The organism is Acidovorax sp. DMC1 (assembly GCF_056314325.1).
In genome coordinates this window covers 155,057-179,763 of the sequence record NZ_JBQUYO010000001.1, presented here as the reverse complement: position 1 = coordinate 179,763, position 24,707 = coordinate 155,057, and the positions used below count along the sequence as shown (strand labels likewise).

The window sequence follows — 24,707 nt, the reverse complement described above, 5'->3', positions numbered from 1 at the left end:
AACGAAGTGACGGATGGGTTGCATATCCCGCAATCGTGGGGAAGCTTCGTTCAATTATCTAAGGACTTAGAAATGAAAAAATTTGCAATGGCAGCCGTCGCTGCAGCTGCAATGACTGCAGGCGTTGCCCAGGCTTACACGCAAGGTACGTTCACCAACGGCGTGGTTGTTCCTAACGTGATTCACACGGGCGCTACCAACACCACCGCTGTGGGCCTGATCAACCAAACCGCCGCTGTGGTGCCTGTGTTCTGGACGTTCTTCGACCAAGACTCTAACCACGTGACCGACGGTTGCTTCCCCCTGACGCCTAAGGATACGCACGCTTTCGTGTGGTCCGCTGCTTCCGGCGTGGGTCTGGAAGGTAAGCGCGGCTACCTGGTGTTCGCTGCTGGTACTGTTGCTGCTCCTCCAGCAACTGTGGCCAACGCTTGCCAAGCTGCTAACTCCGCTGCCATCGACCCAGCTGCTCTGATCGCTGCCAGCGCCTTCCAAGTGGACACGGCTGCTCAAGACGTGGCTTACACTCCCGTGATCGACGGTCCTCTGACCATCACCGGCGACCTGAGCACGATGGGCCCCACCAGCCTGACGGCTGTGGCCGGTGCTGTGCAAGTTCCAGCCGGTCCTTCCGCTACGCCTACGTTCAGCATGCGCTATTACGTGGACGGCGTGGTTGACAGCGGCGCCAACACCCGCGTGGTGGTTTGGTCCACTGGCAGCCAAAAGGGCACTCACACTGTGAACATGTACAACGACGCGCAAGAGCGTAAGTCGGTGAACTTCAAGCTGAACTTTGCTGAGCTGGACTGGTTCGACCCAGAAACCATCGTTGGCCGTCCTGCTGCTTTCGTTGACGGCTTCATCGAGTGGGCTCCTACGGCTGCTCTGCCTGCCGACTACGCTCCAGCAACCGGCGTGGGTTCGCTGTTCAATGACGGCGGTTCCGTGTTCACGTACAGCGTGATCGACGCACCTATCTTCGGTGCTTCGCAAACCATCCTGGGCGCACACACTGCTCCTTAATTTTTCTGGGCCTGAGGGCGGTGTTCGCATCGCCTTTGGGTAAGAAAAAAGCAGCCTCCTCGCGAGGCTTGCCCAAAATAGCGCCGCAAGGCGCTATTTTTTTTTGAAGGAATGATTTCATCATGGTGTTGTTGTCCAAAAGTTTGCAGCGGTTGATGCTGGGGGTTGTGGTGGGGGTGTTGCTTGGGGGCTGCCAGACGCCGCCACAGAAACCCGCTGCACCAGGGGTTGCGCCCAAGGCTGGGGCGAGCAAGGTGGAAGTGACCGCTGACAAGGGGCGGCTACAAATAGACCTTCCCGATGCGTGGGGGGGGGATGTGCGCTGTGGCAAATCCGGCTGTTTGGTGGGTGCCGTGGAACACGAGAAAAACACCGTGGTGGTGCACAAGCTGGAGTCCAACCGCACCTCCCGTTTGTTGTCGAAGTTCAGTGTGCCCTACCACCCGGACTCTGTCGTGTGGCTGGAAGATGACCTGCTGGCTGCTGCGGTGGAAGATGGCTCCACCGTTGATATTTTCCGCCTAGTCGATGAAAAACTGGTAAAGATTCAAAGTGTGACGGTCTGGTTTGGGCCGCGCGATGTGACCCTGATCGAGGCATCTGCGGGCCGTTACCGGTTGCTGGCCACGCCCTACAGTGGCAACAAGGTCGCATGGATTGACTTGCCGGACGGAGCAACGGGTGCTGCCAAGGTGACGCAGGCTACCTGGTGCAAGTCCCCCTGGCATCCTGCCAAGGTCAGCCAGTTGCCCAAGATGACGGGTGGTGGTGTGGTGGTCGCATGCCTGGATGACCGGCGCGTGGTGGCGGTGCCCGACAGCAATCCCATGGCCGCGCCCACGGTGCTGGCGACTTTCAATGCCATTCCGCGCCGGGTGGCTCCGTCGCCCTCGGGGCGCTGGCTGTATGTGGGGCTGGAAACCGGTTCGCGCAATGCGCGCATTGACATGCAAACCGGGGAACTTCAGTGGATCGCTGCATCTCCGAATGGGTCTGTGTCGGTGGTGGCCTTGTCTGACGATCTGGTGCTTTGGGGCGAGGACGGCCGCTTGGTGATGCAGCGGTTGGACGCCCAGGGCAATGTGCTGGAGTCTGGCGAACTGCTCGCCAGTGGTTTTTCCACCGACCTGCAGGTGATCGATGTGGATGGTGATGGAGCGTTGGATGCTGTGGTGCTCAACTCTGCCGGCACCAAATCGGATGTGATCTACGGCCCCTTGTGGGAAAAGGCGTTGCAACGCCCTCTGATGAAAAAATGACAGGAACTGTGATGGGATTGAACTGGAACCTGATGCGTGGTCTGGTGGTGAGTCTGGGCCTGGGCTTGGCAGTCGCCACTGCCATGGCGGACGCGGACAAGATTGTGCTGGCTCGTTTCAAAAATGGTGAAGCGATTACCCAGCAGGATCTTGATGACTTTTTGACGCGTCGGATTGATATGCGGCCTGCTGGTCGCAGTGCCATCGGCGTGCAGGCGGCGGTGCGTGAAATGGCCTTGAACCGCGCGCTGGTGCTGGAGGGTGAGGCCCTGGGAGAGCGGCGCCGCGAGGGCAAGGAGGGCGAGCGCTTCGACGATGTGTACAGTTTCGCGATCTATAAAAAGATTGCGCCCGTGTGCGAACCTCCGGTGGATGCCGCCGCTGCGCGGCAGTTCTTTGATGCCAATCCGCAAGCGTTCCGTGTTCCTCCCATGGCGCGTGTAAGCCGTGTCATCCTGCCGGTGGAACAGACAGTGGACGGAGAGCGTGCGGGTGGCTGGCTGATGCAGCAGGCCCAGGCCATCAGCACAGGGGGTCGCAAGTTTGACGATGTGGTCTCGCGCGCAGATGCGGTCTACAAGCTGGACCCTCAGGGCGACCTGGGCTGGGTCACCTTGACTGACGAAGCCCGCATCTTGCGCGCGCTCGCGGACGCCAAAGCGGGCGACATGGTGGGGCCGGTGCGCGAGGGCAACTTTGTTTACCTGTTCTCCATCCTGGACAAGCGAGAAGCCCGGCAACTCGCGTGGGATGATGTGGCGGCCTCGGTGCCCAACAGGGCGGTGAGGTATTGCCGTGAGCAGGGCAACAAGCAGGTGCAAGACCGCTTGTTTGCAAAGTACGGTATCGAACTGGACCGCGATGCCATTCTGGGGATGTTCAAACTCCCGGAATCCCAAAAGTAGTTCACAGACCGATACAAGGGCGGGCGCTTGGCGCCTTGCCCTGCGGGGGCGGCGCAGTACAATGCGCGGTTCCGTGGAATGCCGTGGTCTGTCGACGTGAGTTGCTTGTGGGCGCTCGGGCATCTGATCTCGAGCAACGTACCAGCAGCAACCAGACAATGAATCAAATACATGCATCCGTGCTGATCCCCGTCAAAAACGGCGGTCCTTTGCTCGGTGAAGTGCTGGACGCTGTGTTGGCGCAACAGGCTCCGTGGCCCTTTGAAGTCATCGTCGTGGATTCGGGATCTTCAGATGGATCGGTGGCGCTGGCCCGTGCAAAGGGTGTGCGCGTAGAGACAATTCCCGCAGCCGAGTTTGGTCACGGCCGCACGCGCAATCTCCTGGCATCGATGGCCGCCGGGCAGTTCCTGGTGTTCATTACCCAGGATGCCAGGCCAGCCAGCACGCAATGGCTTTTCAATATAGTGCAGGGTTGCGATGCCGAGCCTGCGGTGGCGGGTGCGTTTGGCCCACACCGTGCGCACCCCCATGCCAGGCACGTTACGCACTGCGAGCTGAACCAGCACTTTGCCGGCTTTGGAGACAAGCTGTCGGTGGTGCGCCTGGAAGACCGTGCGCGGTTTGGTTTAGACCCTGGCTATAGGCAGTGGCTTCATTTCTTCTCCAGTAACAACTCCTGCATTCGCCGCTCGGTGTGGCAGCAGTTGCCACTGCCCGATGTGGCTTTTGCCGAGGACCAGACGTGGGCGCTGCGTGCGATTGAAGCCGGTTATTCGAAAGCGTTTGTCCCGGATGCGGTTGTCTACCACTCCCATGATTTTGGAGTGTGGGAGACTTTGCAGCGCAATTTCGACGAGGCGCGCTCGTTCAACCTCTATTTCGGCTACCGGGTGCAAGACAGCTTGCCCCGCGCGTTCAAGTCAGCAATCCAGTTGGCAAGGCGTGATCTGGCGTGGCTGCGAAGCGGCGGGTTGAGAGGTTGGCGTCTGTTCAAGAACGCCGGATACATGGCCTGTATCGAGCTGGCGCGGGTGTTGGGCCAATACCTTGGCACGCGCCACGACCGGCTACCCGGATGGATGCTTCGCTCGGTATCGCGCGACGAGCAATTGCAGCGAGCGGGTGCGGCCTGACCATGGCATCTAACCTCAAGCAGAAGCTCTGGCGCGTCAAGGAAATGGTGCGCAAAGAAGGGTTGATTCCCGCGTTGTGGGCGATTGTTCGCCGCTTGCGCCACGGGCCTGGTCGCCATATTGACGTTTTTAGGCACTACGGCTTTGCTTTGCCTCACGTGTTGAATGCCTTGCCTGGCGATGCAAAGCCGCGGACGCTGTTGTGGTTCATCCCGGATTTCAACCTGGGGTCGGGTGGGCATCTCAACATATTCCGTACGATCTGGCACCTTGAGCAGATGGGATACGTGTCCACCATCGTGATCGGCAATCCAGCCATGCACCACAACGCAGAGGCTGCGCGAAGCGAAATTCGCCAGCACTTTTTTCCGCTGCAGGCGCAGGTGCTGTTGGGGTTGGACAACCTGCCGCCTTCCGAGTTTGCGGTAGCAACGGGTTGGGACACCGCGTATTCAGTGCGGGCCTTCACTGGCGCTTGGCACAAGCTGTACTTTGTCCAAGACTATGAGCCGCATTTCTACCCCGTGGGGTCTGAGTCGGTGCTGGCTGAAAACACCTACCGATTCGGATTCTTTGGGATCACGGCAGGGGGATGGTTGGCCCATAAACTCAATGTCGAATATGGTATGACGACCCATCCGGTGGGCTTCGGTGTGGAGTTGGAGCGTTACCGTCGCCTGCCTAGGCGCGAGCCTGAAATTCGGCGGGTATTCTTTTACGCGCGGCCCCCCACGCCGCGTAGGGCGTTCGAAATCGGCCTGCTGGTCCTCAACGCGGTGTGGGAGCGTCTGCCTGATGTGCAATTTGTGCTGGCGGGGTGGGATACCTCTAGCTACCACATTCCATTTCCCCATCTGCCCTGTGGTACCGTCGCTTTGGATGATCTGCCGGACTTGTACAGCCAATGCGATGCAGCGCTGGTTTTGTCGTTGACCAATGCTTCCTTGCTCCCGCTTGAGCTGATGGCAAGCGGTTGTGCTGTGGTGTCCAATCGGGGGGGCAACGTGGAGTGGCTGCTCAATGATGAGGTCGTCGTGCTCGCGGATTCCTCGCCTGAGCAGCTGGCGGCTGCCTTGTGTGCTCTGCTTGAGGATGAGGGACGGCGCCATGCCCTGAGCCAGCGCGCAGAGGCTTTTGCGCGTAGTCAGACCTGGGAGGCGGTGGCCCGCGAATTCGAGGCAGGGTTGCAGCGCGCCCGGGCGCAAAACACACGAGGCGGGTCTTGATGCGTTGCGCAATTTTGGGTGGCGCCGGTTTTTTGGGGCGGCATATCGGTCGTGCTATGGCCGCGGAGGGATTAGATGTCTGGTCGGTAGACCAGACCCTGCCAGAAAATGCGAATGCGCCATGGCTGGTTGGTGCAGTGCAAGCCGACTGTTTTGACCTCGCTTCGTGGTGGGATGCCTTGGGCGGCGCGGATGTGATTGTCCATCTGGCTTCCTCCACGGTACCTGCTACAGCGAGTGAGGACCCTGTCCAGGATGCGCAAACGAATTTGGTGGGAACGCTTAGATTGTTGCAGGCCTTGCGTCAGAAAGGCGCTCGACCCCGGTTGCTTTTCGCTTCTTCGGGAGGGGCTGTGTACGGGCGACCTCAATTCGTCCCTCTAAGCGAGACGCACCCAACGATGCCAATGGGTGCTTACGGCGCAACTAAACTGGCCATCGAACACCATCTGCGTATTGAAGAGGCTCTGCACGGTTTGCCGTGCCGCATTCTGCGGTTGAGCAATCCCTATGGCGAGTGGCAGCGACCTCATGGGGTGCAGGGTGTGATCGCCGTGTTCGCTCACCGAGCCTTGCATGGCCAGTCGGTGGATGTGTGGGGTGATGGCTCCGTCGTTAGGGACTTTGTGTATGCGGCCGATGTGGGGCGTGCGTTCGTGAGCGCAGCGCGCCATGAAGGGCCGTCGCGGATTTTCAACATTGGCGGTGGTGCAGGACACAGCGTGAACGACATCATTCAGACGTTGGAGGGCCTATTGGGCCAAGCCCTCGAACGCAGGATCCTTCCTGCGAGGCCGTTCGATCCACCGGTCAATGTGCTGGATATTCAGCGTGCCCAGGAGGAGCTGGCCTGGAAACCCGTCATGGCTTTTGAAGAAGGCGTGGCGGCGTCGGTTCAGTGGCTTCGGACAGTGCCATGACGCGGTCGTCACCCGAATCTTCCGCGGCTGTGTCGTCGGCAACGCCCCGCAAGGCGCGGCAGTTGTGGGTGCTCTGGCGTTACTGGATGGTGCGCGAGTTCAAGACCCGTTATGCAGGGTCGGTCCTGGGTTTTGCGTGGGCCTTTGTGCAGCCCCTGGCCTCCCTTGCGATTTTTTATGTGCTCTTTGGCGTGGTGCTGGCTGTGCGGGTACCCGGGCTGGATGTGGACAACGGGTACCTGTTGCACCTGTTAGCGGGGCTGGCGGTATGGCTACCTTTTACCGATGCCATTGGACGGGGCGTGGGTTGCCTGGCCGCCTATGAAGACTTTCTGCGCAAGCAGCCGATGCCCGCTGAGATCCTTCCCGCTGTCTCGGTGGGGGGGAGTCTGCTGGTGTTCGGAATCGGATATGGGCTTCTGCTGGTGATGTCTATCGGCCAGGGGGTGGGGCCATATGCCTCGCTGGTCTGGTTGCCCGTGCTGCTGGTGGCTCAGATCGCGCTCACCTACGGTTTGACGCTGTTGTTGAGCATGGCGCATTTCCTGTGGCGCGATGTGGGCTCGATGGTGGCTTTTGCCTTGCAGCTGTGGTTCTACATCACGCCCATCGTCTATCCGCTGTCCCAGGTGCCGGAGCGCTTGCACAGCTGGTTCCTCTTCAACCCGGTGGCGTGCCTGGTGCTGATGGTGCAAGGCACCGTCCTGCACATGCCTGTGCCGCCGGGTACCCCCGTGGCCCTGGCCATCTGGGTGGTGCTGCTCGGCGGCGGCGGCTGGTGGTTCTTCCGGTCGATGAAATCTGCACTCGGCGAGGCGTTGTAAGCCATGACCATACGCTTTGACGGCATCGAGAAAACCTACACGGTGTACACACGCCCTCAGGACCGGCTGTGGGAGTGGGTGACGCGCCGCCCGCGCCACCGGGTACATGTGGCCTTGACCGGTGTGGACTTCGAGGTCCAGGCTGGCGAGACGTTCGGCCTGATCGGCGAGAACGGCGCAGGCAAGAGCACCTTGCTGAAGATCGCCGCGGGCACGATACGGCCCACCCGTGGCGAGGTCACGAAAGAAGGTCGGGTGGCTGCGCTGCTGGAGCTGGGAGCGGGTTTTCACCCCGAGGAGTCGGGCTACGACAACATCCGCTTCATGGCTGCGCTCCATGGCCTGGAAGGGCCCGCAATGGAGGATTTCATTGTGCGGGCCACGGCGTTCTCGGAGCTGTCGCGCGAGACGCTGGAGCGGCCCGTGAAGACGTATTCCTCGGGCATGTTCATGCGCCTTGCATTTGCTGCGGCGACGGCCATCGACCCGGACGTTCTCATCGTCGATGAAGCGCTGTCCGTGGGGGACTTGCATTTCCAGAAGAAGAGCTTGGACCGCATCCTAGGGCTGCGCGAGCGCGGTGCGACGGTACTGTTCTGCTCGCACAACCTCTACCAGGTTCGAAGCCTGTGCCAGCGAGCCGCATGGATTCACGGCGGGCGTGTGGAGGCCATGGGCAAGACCGAAGACGTGGTGACCGCGTACGAGGCCCATGAGCGCCGCCGCTATGCCCATTTGCGCGCAAGCGTATCGGCAGAACGGCCTGCTGAAGGTGCGGCGCAGGCACCCGCCGTGAACGCCGCGCCTGTGCCTGTGGACACGCCGCTGGTCAAGATCGTGCGCATCACCACCGAAACGGGCGACGGCATCAACCCGGCCCAGGTGGATTCGTTCCAGGACCTGTCTGTGGAGATCGAGGTGGAGGCGTATACCGACGCCCCATTCCATGTGGCCTTCTTCATCGTGCGGCCTGACAAGGACAATGTGTTCGGAACGGGCACGCAGTTCCGCGAGCCCAAGGGTGGCCTTCGGGGCGTGGGCCTGCACCGCCTGCGGGTGAAGTTCCCTTCTCTGCCCCTGCTGTCGGGGGAATACCTCTGGAGCGTCTACACGCTGGACGATACGGCCATCCAGATGCTGGACATGGCCGAGCTGGTACAGCCCTTCACGGTACTGAATCTGCGCAACACCGAGTTCGGGCTCGTTGCCCTGAACCATGAATGGGTGGCGGTCGAATGAGTAACGACTGGCGTATGCAGTATGGCTACCCTGGCTTGGCCAGATTGCCGGGAACCCTGCCCTGGAAGCTGGCGCCTCGCCTGGGGCGCGGCCCGCGCGAAGCGCGCCGGTCCACGGAGGATTTCCTGCTCATGCGTTTCGAGCAGATGTTCCCGGAGTCCGCGCCGGAGCAGCGCATGCAGTGGGCTCGCGCTCACATGAACATGCTCGCCCTGGAAATGATCGACGGCACGGCCCTGCCACGCCTTGGCGGAGCCAACGGGCCTTCCATCGAGCTTGAGGGGTGGGAGCATGTGCAGAGGCTGGTGGACCGGAACAAAGGTTTCATCATTGTCCTGACACACTTTGACCGGCTGATGACAAGCCTGGTGGCGTTCGCGCGCAAGGGGCTGAAGATGAATGCCCTGACGATGCCGGTGCTGGACAACCCCGATCTGGACCCGGTGCACCGCCGGTTCCTGACTCGCAAGGTCAACAACCTCGTGGGCGTGATGCAAGGCCAGTACCGCAGCACCAGCGAGAGCCTGCGCCCCGTGCACGAGGGTCTGGCCGCCGGCGAGGTCTGGATCATTCTGGCGGATGTTTGGCAGCCCACATTTGGCCGGTTGCGCAAACATCCTTTTTTGGGTGGGGAAATCAGCCTGCCCACCGGCATCGAGCGTCTGGCAAAGTCCACGGGTGTTCCCCTGGTGCATGCGATCAGCTACACGCAAGGGGTGGATCGCCTGACGGTGGATGTCGACCCGCTGCCGGAAGATCCTAAGGCCGCCGTGGATGCTGTCATCAAGCGGCTGGAGCGGGATGTCCGAGAGCGTCCCTGGGCCTGGTGGCAATGGGGAGTTTTAGACAACATGTGGCGGCGGACAAACGGGGAGGAACGGCTTTGACAGACATTGACAGATACAACTACGCCTTCGATCCCGATGGGGACGCATGGGCTGCCCGTTTGCTGCGCCGCCTTCCGCCCCAGGGCGACGTGCTCGAGCTTGGCCCCGGCCCGGGCGCGATGACCAAGGTCATGGTGGACCGTGGCTACACCGTGACCGTGGTGGAGAACGACCCGGGCGCTCTGCTAAGCCTCAACGACATGGGCGTTGAGGTTCTCAACAGCGACCTGGACGGCGACGGCTGGATCGCGGAGTTGCAGGGGCGCCGCTTCGATGCCATCCTGGCCTGCGATGTGCTGGAGCACCTACGCTCGCCGGACGCCGTGCTCAAGGCCCTTTCCGCGATGATGCAGCCTGCGGGCGCGTTGATCATTTCGATACCCAATGTGTCTTACGGCGGTGTGGTTGCGGGGCTGATCAATGGAGCCTTCGATTACACCGATACCGGGTTGCTGGATCGCACCCACCTGCGGTTCTTCACGCGCCGTAGCATGGAGCAGTCCCTGCTGGAGTTGGGGTGGTCGCCCCGCTACTGGGAGCCCTATCGGCACCCGATCGAGGCCAGCGAATTCGCCTCGTGCTGGAGCGCAATCTCCGAAGCGCAGCGGCAGAGCCTGGCCGCAGGCTGCGTGGATTTTGATGTTTATGAGTGGATGGTGGTTGCCACCCCCTTGGTGGACGCTTCGGCATGGGCCGTGCGCGAGGCCCGGGTGGCGAGCGAGAAAATGCGGGACGAGCTGCAGGCATTGACCCTGGTACATGCCAGCGAACATGCCTCGCTGCTGGAGCACCAGAAAGCGTTTGCCGAAGCCAAGACCATTATCGAGAAGATGCAGGCAGACCTGCAGGCTGCACAGCGCGAAGCGGAGGCCCTACGCCAGGAAAAGCTCGCGGCGCGGGCTGGGGCTGCAGCGCGCCCTGCATCCCGGATGCGGCGCTGGCTGGGCTCCAAGAAGGGCCAGGCCTGAGGGCGCGCAGACACCATGACACAGGCCACGTTGCTGGGTGTGCCGGACTTCACCCAGTCCCACCCCGGTATTGACGAGATGGGTGTGGATTGCCGGGTGGACCCTACGGTGTCCGTCATGCGCTTCAGCCAGCGGGAAGGCGTTTTGCGTCTGGGCGATGGCGTGAGCCTTTATTCCTACACGCGGCTCGTTCTGGGCGACGTGGTTGCCGACGAGTGCGTGGGCATGCGGATTGGCGCGCGCACCATCGTCAACGTCGGCGCCTACCTTTCGGGCGAGGGCGGGCTGGACATCGGTGAGGACGTTCTCATCGGTGCGCATGCCAAGATACTCTCCGCAGGCCATGCCATCGACGAGGGCGCCGACGTGATCATTGCGCGCAACCGCATCACGCGCGCCAAAATCGTGGTGGAAGACGGCGCCTGGATCGGTGCCGGCGCTATCGTGCTGGAGGGCGTGACCATCGGCCGTGGGGCGGTGGTCGCTGCGGGGTCCGTGGTGCGCCAAGACGTGCCGGCAGGCATGGTGGCTGCGGGTGTTCCTGCCCGCCTGATCCGTGCCCGGCGGGGGGGGGGCTGGGCCAGCGCAAGCCAGCCTCCGGTGGCCGGCCTACGCCAGCGGTGGATGTCAAGACTCAAGGGTTTTATCGGGATGGGGCGTGTTTCCCAATGAATGCAAGCATCTGGTCAAGGCGCCCTGACGGGGTCGAGTCAAGGCACGGCATGCCGCACAGACTGTGGGGTGTCGCGTTCCTGCTGCTTCTTCTGTGGGGAGGGGTGTCGGCCGCCCGCGCAGACCAGGTCTGGGAGTTTGTGGACAAGGACGGCGTGACCCATATCGGCAATGTGCCGCCTTCATCGGCGCCGCGGGGGCTGGTGTGGCTCAGCCGGGTGCCAGCCGCCTCGTCGGCCAGGGGCAAGGAGCCTCGCGGCAGCTCCGTCTCGCAGTTTGCGGGATACGGAGATGTGAAGCAGCACCTGGAAGATGCGGCCGAGGCGCAGTCGCTGGACCCCGCGCTCGTTATCGCGGTCGCGGCTGCGGAGTCCGCTTTCAACGTCAAGGCTGTGTCGCGCAAGGGCGCGCTCGGCCTGATGCAGGTCATGCCTGCCACCGCCGAAAGGTACGGAGTGGCGTCACGTCCGGCCTCCGAGGGCGAGCACGCAGCCATGGAGCCCAAGGTCAATGCGCAGATCGGCACCCGCTATCTCGCAGACCTGCTGCGCATGTTCGATGGAGACAAGGAATTGGCGCTGGCGGCGTATAACGCGGGCGAAGGGGCCGTGATCAAGTACGGCCGCAAGATACCTCCCTACCCCGAAACGCAGCAGTACGTGGAAAAAGTCATGCGTTTCTACCGCGGGCTGGTCCGCTGACCCGCACCACCAGGCCAGGCGTTCTCACGATGGTGCATTGCGAGTCGAATCGGCCGTGCGCAACCCGGGGCTGCCGGCCTCGGTGGGTTGCCCCTGCCGGCCAGCCGCCGCAAACGGCACCATGTCACGTGGACAGGCGGCTTTCGGTGCTGACGGACGCCCGCCCTAGCGCTTTATTACAGGCGCGTGTACCGAGTGCAGTTACCATCGGCCGCTCATGATCTGGTTGTCAGTGGTCGCATTCATCGTCGCAGCGTTGGCTGCAGGCTACATCGTACGGTGGATGCGCAGCCATGCTTCGGTATACGGCAACGGCATGCCGCAGCGCTTTCACCTGGGTGACGTGCCCCGTCTGGGTGGCGCCGCGTTGCTCATCGGTATTGGGTGCGGCTGGGGCCTGGGAATGCTGCAATCCCTGAAATGGGGTGATCCTGGCTCCCTTCGCCTGGGGATCTGGGTGGGCGGCTGGCTGGTGGTGCTTCTGCCGGCGGCGCTGGGCGGTATTGCTGAGGACATGACGCAGCGCCTCTCGGTACGCTACCGGCTGGTACTGACCGGAGCCTCCGGTGTGCTCGCGGTGATGCTGCTGGATCTCACGCTACCGCGCGCAGGCTGGCCCTGGCTCGATGCCGTCCTGGCGGCGGCTCCCTGGATCGGTGTCTCCATCGTGGTGCTTGCGGTGGCGGGCCTGCCGCATGCGTTCAACATCATCGATGGCTACAACGGCCTGGCTGGCATGGTGGCCTTGATCGTCTGTCTCGCGCTGGCCCATGTGGCTCTACAGGTTGGCGACCGCGCACTGGCGGCGCTTCTGGTGTCCACGGCGGCCGCTACCGGGGGCTTTCTGGTCTGGAACTATCCACGCGGCATGCTCTTTGCGGGTGACGGTGGGGCATATGTGTGGGGGGTGGTGATCGCCCTGGCCAGCATTTCGCTGGTGCAGCGCAACGCCGATGTCTCGCCGTGGTTTCCCATGCTGCTGCTGATCTATCCCGTCTGGGAGACCATCTTCTCCATCTACCGCAAAGCGGTGCGCGGCGTATCTCCCGGTGTCGCGGATGCACTTCATTTCCACCAGCTGATCTATCGCCGCATCGTGCGCGGCGTGTTCCATGACGATGAATCGCGGCGGGTGCTGATGCGCAACAACCGCACTTCGCCTTACCTGTGGGGCTTCACGCTGCTGACCGTGGTACCCGCCATCCTGTTCTGGAACAACACGCCGCTCCTCATGGCGTTCTGCGGCCTGTTCGTCATCAGCTATGTGATGGCCTACCTCGCCATCGTGCGCTTCAAGGTCCCGCACTGGCTGCGTCATTGAACTGCCCCTCGCAGGCAGCGCACATGGCGCGGTGGCTGCCGATGCCGTGAATGCGGCACAATTTGTACTTCACAGTTTCTTCCTCCGGATGGCCCGCCTCCATGACCGACCTTCTTTCGATTGCCCCGCGCGACAAGGCTGAAATCCTGGCCCAGGCGCTGCCCTACATCCGCAAGTTCCATGGCAAGACCATGGTCATCAAGTACGGCGGCAACGCCATGACCGACCCCGCCCTGCAGGCGGACTTTGCCGAGGACGTGGTTCTGCTCAAACTGGTGGGCATGAACCCTGTAGTGGTGCACGGTGGCGGCCCGCAGATTGAGACGGCGCTCAACCGCCTGGGCAAGAAGGGCGAGTTCATCCAGGGCATGCGCGTGACCGATGCCGAGACCATGGAAGTGGTCGAATGGGTGCTGGCGGGCGAGGTGCAGCAGGACATCGTGGGTCTGATCAACCAGGCCGGTGGCAAGGCCGTGGGCTTGACTGGCCGGGACGGCGGCATGATCCGCGCGCAAAAGCTCAAGATGGTGGATAGCAAGGACCCCACCATCGAACACGACGTGGGGCAGGTGGGCGACATCGTCTCCATTGACCCCAGCGTGGTGAAGGCGCTGCAGGACGATGCGTTCATTCCCGTCATCAGCCCGATTGGTTTTGGCGAGAACAACGAGAGCTACAACATCAACGCGGATGTGGTGGCCAGCAAGCTGGCCACGGTGTTGCGGGCTGAAAAGCTGATGCTCCTGACCAACACGCCCGGTGTTCTCGACAAAGCCGGCAACCTGCTGACCGACCTGACGGCCCGCCGTATCGACGAGCTGTTTGCCGACGGCACGATCTCGGGCGGCATGCTGCCCAAGATTGCCGGTGCACTGGATGCTGCCAAAGCCGGGGTTAATGCCGTTCACATCATTGACGGACGTGTGCCCCATGCCATGCTGCTGGAGATCCTGACCGACCAGGCCTACGGCACCATGATCCGGTCCCACTGATCTCCCCGCGTGAGGGCACCATGCGCCTGCTGTTGGTCGAAGACGATGTGATGGTGGCCAGCGGCATCAAGCTGGGGCTCACCGATGCAGGGTATGCGGTGGACTGGGTAGGCAGCGGCGAACGGGCCGAAGAGGTGCTGCGCGCCGAGTCGTTTGACGCCGCCATCATCGACATCGGGTTGCCCGCAATGGACGGCCTAGAGCTGACCCGCCGCCTGCGCCGCCCGGACATGGCAAGCCCTGCGATGCCGGTGTTGATCCTGACGGCGCGCGACGCGCTGCATGACCGCGTGCAGGGGCTGGACCTGGGGGCGGACGACTACATGGTCAAGCCTTTTGAGCTGCCTGAGCTGCTGGCGCGCCTGCGGGCGCTGCTGCGCCGCTCCCAGGCGGCGACCACGGCGGTGCTAAGTTTTGGCCCGCTTGAATTGGACACGGCCGGGCGCCGTGCCAGCATGCGCACGCCGGCGGGCGAACAGGTCATCGAACTGGGGCCCCGCGAGTGGACGGTGCTTGAATACCTGCTCATCAACGCGCCCAAGCCTGCGAGCAAAGACAAGCTGCTGCAGGCGCTGACAGGCTGGGACAAGGAGATCACCCCCAACGCGGTGGAGGTCTATGTCTCGCGCCTGCGGGGCAAGCTGGAGCCCCATGGCGTGGCGCTGCGGTCCATCCGGGGCTTTGGGTACCGCCTCGAACTGCAGGCCCCCTGAGCGGCAACTTCCCCACCCGCATCTTTCGGCCGCCTCGCCATGCTTTGGAAGAAGAACTCCTCCCGGCGGCCCGGCTTGCGTGCGATGACGTCGGATCTGCGCACCCGGCTCTTGCTGATGCTGGTGTTGCCCCTGTGCGTGCTGGCGCTCGTGGGGGTCTGGCTCGACTACCGGTCGGCTGACGAGGCGGCTGGCCAGCACGACCAGCGGCTGGTGCGGTTGCTGCCGGCGTTGGCCGACTCGGTGCTGGCGCCACCCATTCACGACAACGACCCACCGTTGCTCCTGCTCGCGCCGCCCATTGAAGATTTTCTGCGCCAGAACGCCGGTTTTGCTGCCTACAGCGTGCGTGACACCTCCGGCCGCCTGCTGCTGGGCGAGGGCTGGGTGCATGGCGCCGTGCCCACCACCCAGGCCCCGGAGTTCCACAGCGTGGAATTCGGCGGGGTGACGTACCGGGTGGCGGCACAGCGCGGGCGCACCGGGGCGGGCGAGCTGGTCGTGGCTCTGGCCGACGGGTCGGACCCGCGCCAGAAATGGGCGCAACAACTGCTGCTGCGCGTGTTGTTGCCCAACCTGGTGCTGCTGGTGGCGGCGGGTTTTGCGATCCACTGGGCGGTGCGGCAGGCCTTCAAGCCCCTGGTGGGTTTGGCCGAGGCGGTGGAGCGCCGCTCGCCGCGGGACTTGAGCCCCATCGACGAGGCGGCCTCGCCCGACGAGGTGCGACCTCTGGTGCACTCGCTCAACCGCCTGTTTGCGCTGGTCAATGCGCAGGCGGAGGGGCAGCGGCGCTTTGTGGCCGACGCGGCGCACCAGCTGCGTACGCCCCTCGCAGGCCTGCAGGCCCAGGTCGAGGCCTGGGCCATGATGGCCAAGGTGGCAGCGCCACCCCGCACCTCTTTCCCGGATTTCGATCGAAAAATGCCGCTAGCGCATGAAGATCGTGCGCAGGGTGCTATTGTTTTAGGAGTTGATCAGATCGAGAAGCTGCGCAATGCCACGCGCCGCACCTCGCAGCTGGCGCACCAGCTGCTGGCGCTATCCCGGGCCGATGCCCGCAGCCTGGATGCGCAACCGCCGCAGCGGGTGGACCTCAAGGACCTGTGCGAATCGCTGCTCGAGAACTTTCTGGACGCCGCCACCGGCAAGGGCCTGGATTTGGGGCTCGATGTGCAGCTGGTGCATGTCACGGGCCACGGCTGGCTGTTGCGCGAGCTGTTGTCCAACCTGGTGGACAACGCCATCAAGTACACCCCGCCGGGGGGCGTGGTCACCATCCGCTGCGGACTGCGCCAGGGGCGTCTGGGGCCGCCGCGCCCCTACATGGAGGTGGAGGACGACGGCCCGGGGGTGCCGGAGAGTGAGCGCACCCGCGTGCTGCAGCGGTTCTACCGCGTGCCCGGTGCGGGCGGCGAGGGTACCGGCCTGGGGCTGGCGATTGCGGACGAGATTGCCCGCGTGCACCGCGCCGCAATGACGCTGGGCACTGGTCCCCAGGGGCGGGGGCTCGTGGTGGCCGTGGTGTTCCCGCTGTAGTGGTGCGTGTCCTGTGGCCTGCCAGGGCCGGCGGGGATCGCTCAGGGGCCTGTGCGAGAATCATTTCTATACACGATTGACTTGTGCAAACAGGTGGCGCTCCGGCCCCTCCTGGCTGTGGCAAGACGTGACATCGTGATCCACGCCCTGCCGTGATCCGACCATGCCCGGTGGCGTGTGTTCCGGGCGCGGGGCCCACCGGAGTCCCTGTCCTGCATGTCTGAAATCTCGCCCCTCCCCGAGTCCGCCAGTACCGCCGAAGCGGGTGATGTTGCGGCTGCCCGCAAGCGGCCCAAGCCCGGGGAGCGGCGCATCCAGATCCTGCAGGCCTTGGCCGCCATGCTGGAGCAGCCGGGGGCTGAACGCATCACCACCGCCGCGTTGGCCGCACGCCTGTCCGTCAGCGAGGCCGCGCTGTACCGCCACTTCGCCAGCAAGGCGCAGATGTTCGAGGGCTTGATCGATTTCATCGAGCAATCGGTGTTCACGCTGGTGCAGCAGATCACCGGGCGCGACGTGCCCGACCCCGCACAGGCTGCCGACGCGGGCGCGCGCCAGGCTGCCCGCATCGTGGCCCTGGTGTTGCAGTTTGGCGAACGCAACCCAGGCATGGTGCGGGTGATGGTGGGCGATGCGCTGGTGTTTGAGCACGAGCGCCTGCAGCAGCGCATGAACCAGTTTTTTGACCGCATCGAATCCACCCTGCGCCAGTGTCTGCGGGCTACTACGGCTGCCTCCAGCACGCCCACGGTGGACGCCCAGGTGGCGGCCAGCGTGCTGACGGCCTTTGTGGTCGGGCGGCTGCAGGGTTATGCCCGCTCGGGGTTTCGGCGCCTGCCCACCGAGCACCTGGAAGCCAGTCTGGCGCTGATGCTTTAGCCAGCAGACGGCTGAGGCAGCGTTACCCAGCAAGGGTGGCGCGGCTGCAACGGGTGGTTTGGGTGCGTCTCCCTATTTTTTTCGGGGGCTTGGGGTGTGCGGGGAATTTGCTGCAGAATAGAACGAACGTTCGTTTTTATTCGTGCCCATGTCCTCCACCCCCGAATCCCGCCAGGTCACCCGCATTCCGCGCGCTCGCAGCGGTACGGGCCGTGCACTGCAAAAGGGCCAGCAGACCAAGGCGGCCATCGTCGAGGCGGCGTTGGGCCTGGCCACCCACATCGGGCTGGAGGGCCTCTCCATCGGGGCGCTGGCCGACGTCACGGGCATGAGCAAGTCGGGCGTGTTCGCCCACTTTGGCTCGCGCGAAGAGCTGCAGATCTCCGTGATCCGCGAATACCACACCCGCTTCGAGCAGGAAGTGTTCTACCCCGCCATGTCCGCCCCGCGCGGCGTGGCGCGCTTGTCGGCGCTGTTCGACAACTGGATGAAGCGCACCTCCATCGAAATCGACTCGGGCTGCATCTACATCAGCGGCGCGGTCGAGTTTGACGACCGCACCGGCCCCGTGCGCGATGCACTCGCCAGCTCGGTGCTGACCTGGCATGCCGCCATGCGCCGCGCCATCGAGCAGTGCAAGGAGCTGGGCGAGCTGCGGGCTGATACCAAGGAAGAGCAGATGCTCTTCGAGATCCACGGCCTCATCCTCGCGCTGCACTACGAAGCGCGGTTCCTGCAGACCCCCGGCTCCATCGACCGGGCCGTCGTGGGCTTTCACAACATCCTGGCGCGTTACAGCGCGCCCGCGGCCGCCGCCAAGGCACCCACGGTGGCGCGCCGCAAAGTTTCCAACCAAGCCACCCCATCCAAGGAGTAAACCCATGCCTACCTATACGCCGCCCCTGCGCGACATGCAATTCGTCATGCACGAAGTGCTCAAGGTGAGTGATGAATTCAAGGCGATGCCCCCCCACGCCGAAGTGGATGTGGACACCATCAACGCCGTGATCGAAGAGGCCGGCAAGTTTGCTGCCGAAGTCGCATTCCCGCTCAACATCAGCGGCGACACCGAGGGCTGCGTGCTGAACAAGACCACGCACGAAGTGAAGACCCCCACCGGCTTCAAGGACGCGTACGCCAAGTACGTGGAAGGCGGCTGGGCGGCGCTGAGCTGCGATCCGGCCTACGGCGGCCAAGGCCTGCCTTTTGTGCTGAACCAGTGCCTGTACGAGATGCTGAACTCGGCCAACCAGGCCTGGACGATGTACCCCGGCCTGTCGCACGGCGCGTACGAAGCCCTGCACGCCCACGGCACCGACGCGCAGAAGGCCCTGTACCTGCCCAAGCTGACCAGCGGCGAGTGGACCGGCACCATGTGCCTGACCGAACCCCATTGCGGTACCGACCTGGGCCTGATGCGCACCAAGGCCGAACCCCAGGCCGATGGCACCTACAAGATCACCGGCAACAAGATCTTCATCAGCGCCGGCGAGCATGACATGGCTGCCAACATCGTTCATCTGGTGCTGGCTCGCCTGCCCGATGCGCCCAAGGGCAGCAAGGGCATCAGTCTGTTTGTGGTGCCCAAGTTCCATGTGAACGCCGACGGCTCGCTGGGCGAGCGCAACCCGATCTTCTGCACGGGCCTGGAGCACAAGATGGGCATCCACGGCAACGCCACCGCGCAGATCGCGCTGGACGGCGCCATCGGCACCATGGTGGGCCAGCCCAACAAGGGCTTGGCTGCCATGTTTGTGATGATGAATGCCGCCCGCCTGGGCGTGGGCAACCAGTCGCTGGGCCTGACCGAAGTGGCCTACCAGAACGCCCTGGCCTACGCCAAGGACCGCATCCAGTCGCGCAGCCTGTCGGGCCCCAAGGCCAAGGACAAGGACGCCGACCCCATCATCGTGCACCCCGATGTGCGCAAGATGCTGCTCACCGCCAAGGCCTATGCCGAAGGTGGCCGCGCGCTGCAGATCTTCTGCACGCTGCTGCTGGACAAGGTGCACAGCCACCCCGATGAAAAGGTGCGCAAGGACTCCGAAGAACTCGTGGCCCTGCTGACCCCCATCGTCAAGGCCTTTATCACCGACAACGGCCACATCAGCACCAACGCCTGCATGCAGGTCTTCGGCGGCCACGGCTTCATCAAGGAATGGGGCATGGAGCAGTATGTGCGGGACAACCGCATCAACATGATCTACGAAGGCACCAACACCATCCAGTCGCTGGACCTGCTGGGCCGCAAGGTGCTGGGCAACAACGGCGCCACGCTGAAAAAGCTGGGCAAGCTGATTGGCCAGCTGGTGGAAGAAGAGGGCGTGAACGAGCGCATGGCCGAGTTCATCAACCCCGTGGCCATGCTGGGTGACCAGATGACCAAGTTCACCACCGAGATCGGCTTCAAGGGCATGCAAAACCCCGACGAAGTGGGCGCCGCTGCCGTGGACTACCTGCGCGTGGCCGGCCACCTGGTGTTCGGCTACCTGTTCGCCCGCATGGCGCAGGTCGCCCTGCGCGAAATTGCCGCTGGCAACACCGACCCGTTCTATGGTGCCAAGCTGCAAACCGCGCGGTTCTATTTCGCCAAGCTGTTCCCTGAGACCGCCACGCTGATGCGCACCGCCCGCGCCGGCAGCAAGGTGCTGATGGACACCGATCTGGCCCTGGCCTGATCGGCGCCGGATGCGGATTTCAAGCCTTTTTGCCAGGGAGCGCAGATGTTCAAAGCGGTAGCAGCTATTGTTTTGGTAGCGGGCGCGCTGCCGGCCTGGGCGCAGATGACGCCCGAAGGCCTGTGGCGCAACATCGATGACAAGACCGGCGAGGCCAAGGCCGAGATCCGCATCCGCGACATTGGCGGCGGCGTGCTGCACGGAGCGCTGGAAAAGCGCCTGTCCAAGGACGCCAAGCCCGACGAGGTCTGCGACGAATGCTCGGACGACCGCAAGGGCAAGCCCATCCTCGGGCTGGAGATCATCCGTGGCGCCAAGAAGGCCGACGGCAAAGAAGTGTGGGAGGGCGGCAAGATTCTCGACCCCGAGAACGGCCGCAACTACACCCTGCGCATGACCCCCGTCGAGGGCGGCAAGAAGCTCGAAGTGCGCGGTTCGATCGGCCCGTTTGGCCGCACGCAAACCTGGATCCGCGTCCAGTAAACCCCATTCCCGTGGCCGCGCGCACCCCAGCGGTGTCGCGCAGCGCCCCAACCAGGAACCCAACCCATGTCCCGATTCCAAGTGAAAAAAGTCGCCGTGCTCGGCGCAGGCGTGATGGGCGCGCAGATTGCCGCCCACCTCGTCAACGTGAAGGTGCCCGTGGTGCTGTTCGACCTGCCAGCGAAGGAAGGCCCCAAGAACGGCATCGTCACCAAGGCCGTCGAAGGCCTCAAGAAGCTCAAGCCATCGCCCCTGGGCGTGGCTGACGACGCGGCGCTGATCCAGCAGGCCAACTATGAAGAGCACATGCACCTGCTCAAGGAATGCGACCTCGTGATCGAGGCCATTGCAGAGCGCATGGACTGGAAGCTCGACCTGTACACCAAGATCGCCCCACACGTGGCCAAGCACGCCATCCTGGCGTCCAACACCTCGGGCCTGTCGATCACCAAGCTCTCGGAAGTGCTGCCCGAGAGCATCAAGCCCCGTTTCTGCGGCATTCACTTCTTCAACCCCCCGCGCTACATGACGCTGGTGGAGCTGATCAACACCCCCACCACCCAGCCCGAAGTGCTGGACCAGCTCGAAGCCTTCGTCACCAGCGGCCTGGGCAAGGGCGTGGTGCGCGCGCACGACACGCCCAACTTCGTGGCCAACCGGGTCGGCATCGCCGGCATGCTGGCCACCATGAAGGAAGTCGAGAACTTCGGCTTGACCTTTGACGTGGTGGACGACCTCACCGGCAAGAAGCTGGGCCGCGCATCGAGCGGCACCTTCCGCACCGCCGACGTGGTGGGCCTGGACACCATGGCCCACGTCATCAAGACGCTGCAGGACAACCTGAGCATCGAGACCGACCCCTTCTACGAAAGCTTTGGCACGCCCGCCGTGCTGAAGAAGCTGCTGGAACTGGGCAACCTGGGCCAGAAGACCAAGGCCGGTTTCTTCAAGAAGGTCGGCCGTGATGTGATGCGCTTTGAGCTGGAAAGCGAAGAGTACGTACCCGCCGGTCAGAAGGCCGACGAGGTGTACGCGCGCATGCTCAAGAAGCCCGCCGCCGAACGTCTGCGCCTGCTGCGCAACGCAGAAGGCGCGCCCGGCCAGTTCCTCTGGGCCATCCTGCGCAACAGCTTCCACTACGCCGCCGTGCACCTGGGCACCATTGCCGACAACGCGCGCGACGTGGACCAGGCCATGCGCTGGGGCTTCGGCATGAAGCAAGGCCCCTTCGAGCTGTGGCAAGAAGCCGGCTGGATCGAAGTCGCCAAGATGATTCAGGAAGACATCGACGCTGGCAAAGCCCTGTGCAAGGCGCCGCTGCCCGAGTGGGTCTTCAAGGGTCCCGTGGCCGAAGCCGGTGGCGTGCACACCGCGCAAGGCTCGTGGAGCGCGTCGCAGGGCAAGTTCGTGCCACGCCGCCAGCTGCCTGTGTACGAGCGCCAGATCTTCCCTGAGGCTTTGCTGGGCGAGACCAGCCTGCCCGACTGGCGCACCGCTGGCACCACCATTGCCGAATCGAAGGCCCTGCGCACCTGGACGCTTGATGGCCAAGTGCTCATCGCCAGCATCAAGAACAAGATGCACGCCATCAGCCCCGAAGTGATGGAAGCGCTGATGGAAGCCCTGGAACTGGCCGAGGCCGAGTACCAGGGCATGGTGATCTGGTCTGGCGACGCGCCTTTCAGCGTAGGTGCAGATCTGGAAGCCACGATGCCCGCCTTCATGGTCGGCGGCGCCGATGCGGTCGAAAGCATCGAGCAAGAGCTGCAGAACCTGATGCTGCGCATCCGCTACGCGCAGGTGCCCGTCGTCGCTGCCATCCACGGCATGGCACTGGGCGGCGGCTGCGAGCTGGCCGTGTATTCGGCCAAGCGCGTGGCGCACATGGAAAGCTACATCGGCCTCGTGGAAGTCGGTGTGGGCCTGGTGCCCGGCGCGGGCGGCCTGACCTACATTGCCCGCCGCGCGGCCGAGAACATGGCGGCTTCGACGAGCAAGGACCTGCTGCCCTTCCTCACCGAAGGCTTCACCGCCGCCGCCATGGCCAAGGTGGGCACCAGCGCGCTCGAATCGCGCAAGCTGGGCTACCTGCTGGACAGCGACGTGATCGTGCCCCACAAGGATGAGCTGCTGTTCGTGGCCATCAACGAAGCCAAGTCCATGGCCGCGAGCGGCTGGCGGGCACCGCACAAGCGCCTGTTCCCCGTGGCGGGCCGCAGCGGTCTGGCCACCATCAAGGCCCAGCTGGTGAACATGCGCGACGGCGGCTTCATCAGCGCCTATGACTTCAAGATCGGCGCCATGATCGCCGAGGTGGTCTGTGGCGGTGATGTGGATGCGGGTTCGATGGTGAGCGAGGAATACCTGCTCACGCTGGAGCGCAAGGTGTTCTGCCACCTGATCGCACAGCCCAAGACGCACGAGCGCATCCTCGGAATGCTCTCCACGGGCAAGCCTGTTCGTAACTGATCGGCGTCACCATGACGAGCCCAACCCCCAACAAACTCCAGCGCTCGCTGATGCGCCTGGACGAGGCGCCCGCCTTCATGCGCGGCTTCGTGCAGAACATCATCCTGCGCCGGGCCGTGCCCTTCACCGGCACGGCCGGGGTGAAGTTCGTGTCGCTCACGCCCGAGCGTGTCGAGGTGCACCTGGCCAACGAGCGCCGAGTGCAGAACCACATCGGCGGCGTGCACGCGTCTGCCATGAACCTGCTGGCCGAAACGGCCACCGGCATGGTGGTGGGCATGAACGTGCGCGACGACTGCCTGCCGCTGGCCAAGGAGCTTTCCATGGCGTTCAAGAAGCGCGCCACGGGCGGCCTCAAGGCCGTGGCCACGCTCACTGCCGAGCAGCGCGCCGCCATGTTGGCCAGCGACAAGGGCGAGGTGCAGGTGAAAGTCACCGTGACCGACGAAGCCGGTGTGGAGCCGGTCGAATGTGTATTTACGTGGGCCTGGGTTCCTTCCAGCCGCCCCCCCAAGAATTGAAGGAGTTTCACCATGGCTCAAAAACAAGTCCAGGACGCCTACATCGTCGCCGCCACGCGTACGCCCATCGGGCGCTCGGGCCGCGGCTATTTCAAGAACACCCGGCCCGACGACCTGCTGGTCGCCGCCGTCAAGAGCGCCATGCTGCAGGTGCCCACGCTGGACCCCAAGGCGATTGAAGACGCCATCATTGGCTGCTCCTTCCCCGAAGGCGAGCAGGGCATGAACATGGCCCGCATTGCGATGGGCCTGGCGTTTGACCACCCCGTGGGCGGCGTGACGGTGAACCGTTTTTGTGCATCGGGCATCACCGCGCTGCAGATGGCCGCCGACCGCATCCGCGTGGGCGAAGCCGACGTGCTGATCGCCGGCGGCGCCGAGTCCATGAGCCTGGTGCCCATGGGCGGCAACAAGCCCTCGTTCAACGCCGAGATTTTTGCCAAGGACGAAAACGTGGGCATCGCCTACGGCATGGGCCTGACCGCCGAAAAGGTCGCCCAGCAGTGGAAGGTGAGCCGCGAGGCGCAGGACGCGTTCGCCCTCGAATCCCACCTGCGGGCCATCAAGGCGCAAAAGGCCGGTGAGTTCACCGATGAAATCACGCCCATCGAAATCGTGGAGCGTTCGCCCAACCTCGCCACCGGCGAAGTGGTGGAAAAGCGCCGCACCGTGAGCCTGGACGAAGGCCCACGCCCTGACACGTCCCTGGAAGGTCTGGCCAAGCTCAAGCCCGTGTTTGCGGCGCGTGGCAGTGTCACGGCGGGCAACAGCTCGCAGACCAGCGATGGCGCGGGTGCGCTCATCGTGGCCAGCGAAAAGGCGGTGAAGCAGTTTGGCCTGACGCCCCTGGCGCGTTTTGTGAGCTACGCCGCGCGAGGCGTGCCGCCCGAGATCATGGGCATTGGTCCCATCGAGGCGATTCCTGCGGCGCTGCGTTATGCGGGCTTGAAGAGCGATGACATCGGCTGGTATGAGCTGAACGAAGCGTTTGCGGCGCAGTCGCTGGCGGTGATCAATACGCTGGGGCTGAACCCTGCGAACGTGAATCCAATGGGTGGTGCTATTGCCCTGGGTCACCCGCTGGGGGCGACCGGTGCGATTCGCGCGGCGACGGTGGTGCACGCGCTGCGTCGGCACAAGCTGAAGTACGGCATGGTCACGATGTGTGTAGGGACAGGCCAAGGCGCCGCCGGCATCATCGAGGCGTTGTAACTGGCTACTGCGCAGGCCATCTGCGTCGTTGGGCGGTGCTCGCAATCCTCACGTACCGCAAGTACGTTCCGGTTGCTGCGCTCCGTCCGCTTAGCAGCTGATCCCGCTCGCTACGCCTTTGAGGGCGGAGTGTGAAGGCA

Annotated in this window: 23 protein-coding genes; all 23 read left to right on the top strand. The window is 63.7% G+C overall.

Translation table 11 applies throughout. The features are described from left to right. Nucleotides 1-72: 72 nt before the first annotated feature. The 23 genes from ACT531_RS00800 (at nt 73) to ACT531_RS00690 (ending at nt 24,567) form a co-directional block, all read left to right on the top strand. Nucleotides 73-1,026, top strand: a complete 954-nt coding sequence (locus ACT531_RS00800; RefSeq protein ID WP_476016149.1) for a hypothetical protein — start codon at nt 73-75, stop codon at nt 1,024-1,026. 353 nt (nt 1,027-1,379) lie between these two features. Continuing rightward, a complete protein-coding gene (locus ACT531_RS00795) occupies nt 1,380-2,285 on the top strand; it encodes a hypothetical protein (RefSeq protein WP_476016148.1) in 906 nt (301 codons plus the stop codon). Between the two features lie 17 nt (nt 2,286-2,302). Further along, nucleotides 2,303-3,190 (top strand): peptidyl-prolyl cis-trans isomerase, encoded by an 888-nt coding sequence (locus ACT531_RS00790; RefSeq protein ID WP_476016147.1) that lies wholly within the window; start codon nt 2,303-2,305, stop codon nt 3,188-3,190. Nucleotides 3,191-3,369: 179 nt separating this feature from the next. Next, entirely contained in the window at nt 3,370-4,326 is a 957-nt protein-coding gene (locus ACT531_RS00785; RefSeq protein ID WP_476016146.1) for a glycosyltransferase family 2 protein, read from the top strand. Nucleotides 4,327-4,328: 2 nt separating this feature from the next. After that, nucleotides 4,329-5,552: a rhamnosyltransferase WsaF family glycosyltransferase gene (locus ACT531_RS00780; protein WP_476016145.1), complete on the top strand. Its 1,224-nt coding sequence runs from the start codon at nt 4,329-4,331 to the stop codon at nt 5,550-5,552. Beyond that, entirely contained in the window at nt 5,552-6,472 is a 921-nt protein-coding gene (locus ACT531_RS00775; RefSeq protein WP_476016144.1) for an NAD-dependent epimerase/dehydratase family protein, read from the top strand. The genes ACT531_RS00780 and ACT531_RS00775 overlap by 1 nt, the downstream gene beginning before the upstream one ends. Beyond that, nucleotides 6,469-7,296, top strand: a complete 828-nt coding sequence (locus tag ACT531_RS00770; RefSeq protein ID WP_476016143.1) for an ABC transporter permease — start codon at nt 6,469-6,471, stop codon at nt 7,294-7,296. The genes ACT531_RS00775 and ACT531_RS00770 overlap by 4 nt, the downstream gene beginning before the upstream one ends. Before the next feature lie 3 nt (nt 7,297-7,299). Continuing rightward, on the top strand, nt 7,300-8,535 hold the full coding sequence (locus ACT531_RS00765) for an ABC transporter ATP-binding protein (RefSeq protein WP_476016142.1): 1,236 nt from the start codon (nt 7,300-7,302) through the stop codon (nt 8,533-8,535). Further along, a complete protein-coding gene (locus tag ACT531_RS00760; RefSeq protein WP_476016141.1) occupies nt 8,532-9,422 on the top strand; it encodes a lysophospholipid acyltransferase family protein in 891 nt (296 codons plus the stop codon). Before ACT531_RS00765 ends, ACT531_RS00760 begins: the two co-directional genes overlap by 4 nt. Beyond that, on the top strand, nt 9,419-10,390 hold the full coding sequence (locus ACT531_RS00755; RefSeq protein ID WP_476016140.1) for a methyltransferase domain-containing protein: 972 nt from the start codon (nt 9,419-9,421) through the stop codon (nt 10,388-10,390). The genes ACT531_RS00760 and ACT531_RS00755 overlap by 4 nt, the downstream gene beginning before the upstream one ends. A gap of 15 nt (nt 10,391-10,405) precedes the next feature. Continuing rightward, entirely contained in the window at nt 10,406-11,062 is a 657-nt protein-coding gene (locus tag ACT531_RS00750; protein ID WP_476016139.1) for an acyltransferase, read from the top strand. A 50-nt stretch (nt 11,063-11,112) separates the two neighbouring features. Then, nucleotides 11,113-11,763 carry a lytic transglycosylase domain-containing protein gene (locus ACT531_RS00745; protein ID WP_476016138.1) on the top strand — a complete coding sequence of 217 codons (651 nt, stop codon included), beginning with the start codon at nt 11,113-11,115 and terminating at the stop codon, nt 11,761-11,763. Nucleotides 11,764-11,980: 217 nt separating this feature from the next. Continuing rightward, a complete protein-coding gene (locus tag ACT531_RS00740) occupies nt 11,981-13,084 on the top strand; it encodes an MraY family glycosyltransferase (protein ID WP_476016137.1) in 1,104 nt (367 codons plus the stop codon). Nucleotides 13,085-13,185: 101 nt separating this feature from the next. Continuing rightward, the gene (gene argB, locus ACT531_RS00735) at nt 13,186-14,076 is read left to right on the top strand and encodes an acetylglutamate kinase (protein ID WP_015012455.1); all 891 of its coding nucleotides are present in this window, start codon (nt 13,186-13,188) and stop codon (nt 14,074-14,076) included. A gap of 20 nt (nt 14,077-14,096) precedes the next feature. Next, nucleotides 14,097-14,789 (top strand): response regulator transcription factor, encoded by a 693-nt coding sequence (locus ACT531_RS00730; RefSeq protein ID WP_015012456.1) that lies wholly within the window; start codon nt 14,097-14,099, stop codon nt 14,787-14,789. A gap of 84 nt (nt 14,790-14,873) precedes the next feature. After that, nucleotides 14,874-16,325: an ATP-binding protein gene (locus ACT531_RS00725; RefSeq protein ID WP_476016611.1), complete on the top strand. Its 1,452-nt coding sequence runs from the start codon at nt 14,874-14,876 to the stop codon at nt 16,323-16,325. Between the two features lie 216 nt (nt 16,326-16,541). Next, complete coding sequence (slmA, locus tag ACT531_RS00720) at nt 16,542-17,204, top strand: nucleoid occlusion factor SlmA (protein WP_476016136.1); 663 nt, start codon at nt 16,542-16,544, stop codon at nt 17,202-17,204. A gap of 148 nt (nt 17,205-17,352) precedes the next feature. After that, complete coding sequence (locus ACT531_RS00715; protein WP_476016135.1) at nt 17,353-18,081, top strand: TetR/AcrR family transcriptional regulator; 729 nt, start codon at nt 17,353-17,355, stop codon at nt 18,079-18,081. Nucleotides 18,082-18,085: 4 nt separating this feature from the next. Next, a complete protein-coding gene (locus ACT531_RS00710; protein ID WP_476016134.1) occupies nt 18,086-19,882 on the top strand; it encodes an acyl-CoA dehydrogenase C-terminal domain-containing protein in 1,797 nt (598 codons plus the stop codon). A gap of 45 nt (nt 19,883-19,927) precedes the next feature. After that, a complete protein-coding gene (locus tag ACT531_RS00705) occupies nt 19,928-20,365 on the top strand; it encodes a DUF2147 domain-containing protein (protein WP_056745869.1) in 438 nt (145 codons plus the stop codon). Between the two features lie 66 nt (nt 20,366-20,431). Continuing rightward, entirely contained in the window at nt 20,432-22,834 is a 2,403-nt protein-coding gene (locus tag ACT531_RS00700; RefSeq protein WP_476016133.1) for a 3-hydroxyacyl-CoA dehydrogenase/enoyl-CoA hydratase family protein, read from the top strand. An 11-nt stretch (nt 22,835-22,845) separates the two neighbouring features. Beyond that, on the top strand, nt 22,846-23,355 hold the full coding sequence (locus ACT531_RS00695; RefSeq protein ID WP_291445196.1) for a DUF4442 domain-containing protein: 510 nt from the start codon (nt 22,846-22,848) through the stop codon (nt 23,353-23,355). A gap of 12 nt (nt 23,356-23,367) precedes the next feature. Next, the gene (locus ACT531_RS00690; RefSeq protein ID WP_291445198.1) at nt 23,368-24,567 is read left to right on the top strand and encodes an acetyl-CoA C-acyltransferase; all 1,200 of its coding nucleotides are present in this window, start codon (nt 23,368-23,370) and stop codon (nt 24,565-24,567) included. Nucleotides 24,568-24,707: the final 140 nt, after the last annotated feature.